This window comes from Bradyrhizobium sp., assembly GCF_019244115.1.
In the GTDB taxonomy this organism is placed as follows: domain Bacteria; phylum Pseudomonadota; class Alphaproteobacteria; order Rhizobiales; family Xanthobacteraceae; genus Bradyrhizobium.
In genome coordinates, this window is the sequence record NZ_JAFATE010000862.1 from 1 (window position 1) to 2,573 (window position 2,573).

Below are 2,573 nucleotides of genomic sequence, written 5' to 3' on the forward strand. Positions count from 1 at the left end.
GAAATGTCGCTTCGCGACGGATGCCACACGCTTCTGGGCGCACCGTTGCTCCGCGAAGACGAAGGCATCGGCGCCATCGTCATTCGCCGCAGGGAGGTAAACCCGTTTAGCAAGAAGCAAATTGCTCTGCTGCAAACCTTCGCGGACCAGGCGGTGATCGCGATCGGCAATGTCCGCTTGTTCGACGAGGTGCAGGCCAAGACGCGCGACCTCGAAGAATCGCTGCAGCAGCAGACCGCGACAGCGGACGTGCTGAAGGTGATTAGCCGTTCGGCCTTCGATCTGCAGGCTGTCCTCAGCACGCTGGTCTCCTCGGCTGCCCGGCTCTGCGATGCCGACATGGCTTTCATCATGCGCCGCGAGGGCGATCTGTATCGAGCCGGCGCCGCGGTGGGCTTTTCCGAGGAATATGTCCATTTCCTCGAGGAGCACCCGATTGTACCTGACCGAGGCACCATCACCGGTCGCGCCGTGCTGGAGCGCCGCACAGTGCAAATCGCCGATGTGTCGGCTGACCACGAATACACACTGGGCGAGTCGACGCTATTGGCCGGCCAGCGCACTGCGCTTGGTGTCCCGCTGCTGCGCGAGAACGAGCCGATCGGGGCGGTCGTGATTGCCAGGAGGCGCGTCCAGGCATTTACCGACAAGCAGGTCGAGCTCGTCACGTCCTTCGCCGATCAGGCCGTGATCGCCATCGAGAACGCGCGCCTGTTCAACGAAGTGCAGCAGCGCACCCGCGAGCTATCAAAATCCCTCGAGGACCTCCGCACCGCGCAGGACCGCCTGATCCAGACGGAAAAGCTTGCCTCCCTCGGTCAGCTCACCGCCGGCGTCGCGCATGAGATCAAAAACCCGCTCAACTTCGTCAACAATTTTGCAGCGCTGTCGGCAGAATTGACTGACGAACTAAGGGATGCGCTCAATCCCGCTGTGCTCGGCGAGACGCTCCGCGCTGAAATCGATGAACTCACGGGAACGCTCAAGGATAATCTCGAAAAGGTGGTGCAACACGGCAAGCGAGCCGACTCCATCGTCAAGAACATGCTGCTGCATTCGCGTGAAGGAAGTGGCGAGCACCGATCCGCCGCTATCAATGGTATCGTGGAGGAAAGCCTCAACCTCGCTTATCACGGGGCGAGAGCGGAGAAATCCGGCTTCAAGATTACTCTGCAGCGCGACCTCGATCCCGACGCGGGCGCGGTCGAGGTATACCCGCAGGAGATCACGCGGGCACTCCTCAACCTAATTTCCAACGGCTTCTATGCCGCAATCAAGCGTAAGTCGGAGGGGGCTGACGAGACCTTTGAGCCTGTCCTGAGTGCCGCCACCAAGAACCTCGGCAACAGGGTGGAAATCCGCATTCGCGACAACGGAACCGGTATCCCGCCGGGAGTAAAGGACAAGATATTCAATCCGTTCTTCACCACCAAGCCCGCCGGCGAAGGAACTGGGCTTGGCCTCTCGATGAGCCATGACATCATCGTGAAACAACACGGCGGCACGATCGATCTCGAGACGGAGCCGGGCCTATTCACCGAGTTTATCATTACCCTGCCGCGCGACGACCGCGCCGCCGTCTACGAGAAGTCGGAATGACTGCTTGTGGCCCAAAGCCGACGTCACGACTGTGTAGAACGATGTCCTTCGGGTGAATAGCTGACATTCGGGTGCGGGCGCCTTTATGTCCGCTAATGACCCTAACCGGACCTCGGCTTGGCTGATTTACAAATGCCAATTCGTTATGCTGCAATCCGGCCATGGACCGCCTAGGATCTTATGGGGATCGACCGATTGAAACGCCGCGAGTTTATGGCCCTCATCGGCGGTGCGGTGACAGGATGGCCGCTCACAGCACGCTCGCAGCAGACGCCAAAGACCTATTACATCGCAATTGTTCACCCGTCGGCGCCCGTCTACGACATGAACGAAACCGGCGACAATCCATATTATTCCGCGCTTTTTAAACAGCTACGTCGGCTTGGCTACGTCGAGGGGCAGAATCTTATTGTGGCGCGATATTCCGGCGACGGTCGGGAGGAGCGCTTTCCAGAGCTCTGCGGCAATGTGGTGAGCACAAGGCCGGACGCCATCGTGACAGCAGCGTCGCGGCTCGTTCTAAGTTTCAAAGCGGCGACACACACGATCCCAGTCATCGCGAGCATGGCCGACCCCGTTCCTTACGGCATTGTGGTGAGCCTCGCGCGGCCTGGTGGCAACATCACCGGGGTCAGCGTTGAGGCTGGACTCGAGATTTGGGGCAAGCGTCTGCAGGTCTTGCGTGAGGCTATTCCGACGGCATCGAGAGTGGGGTTCCTTGGATCGCGCCAGATATGGCAGCTGCCACAGATTAACGCGATGCAGGAGAATGCGGCTCAGTTGGGAATCGCGGTCCTGGGCCCGCCGATCGAAAGTCCAATGCAAGAGGAAGAATATCGGCGCGTCGTAAGCACGATGGTGCATGGGCATGTGGACGGGGTGATCGTTAGTGATCAATTGGAAAATGTAACCTACCGGCGGCTGATTGTTGAGCTTGCGGACAATGCTCGGCTTCCGATGGTTTTTCCGTATCG

The 2,573-nt window shown here is 59.4% G+C and carries 2 protein-coding genes; both read left to right on the top strand.

The window, feature by feature from the left end; genetic code table 11:
- The coding region (locus JOZ76_RS36390; protein ID WP_291706201.1) for a GAF domain-containing protein at nucleotides 1-1,599 on the top strand (1,599 nt) is incomplete at its 5' end.
- Between the two features lie 195 nt (nucleotides 1,600-1,794).
- Nucleotides 1,795-2,573 (top strand): ABC transporter substrate-binding protein (locus JOZ76_RS36395; RefSeq protein ID WP_291706202.1); only part of this gene is annotated, 779 nt, incomplete at its 3' end.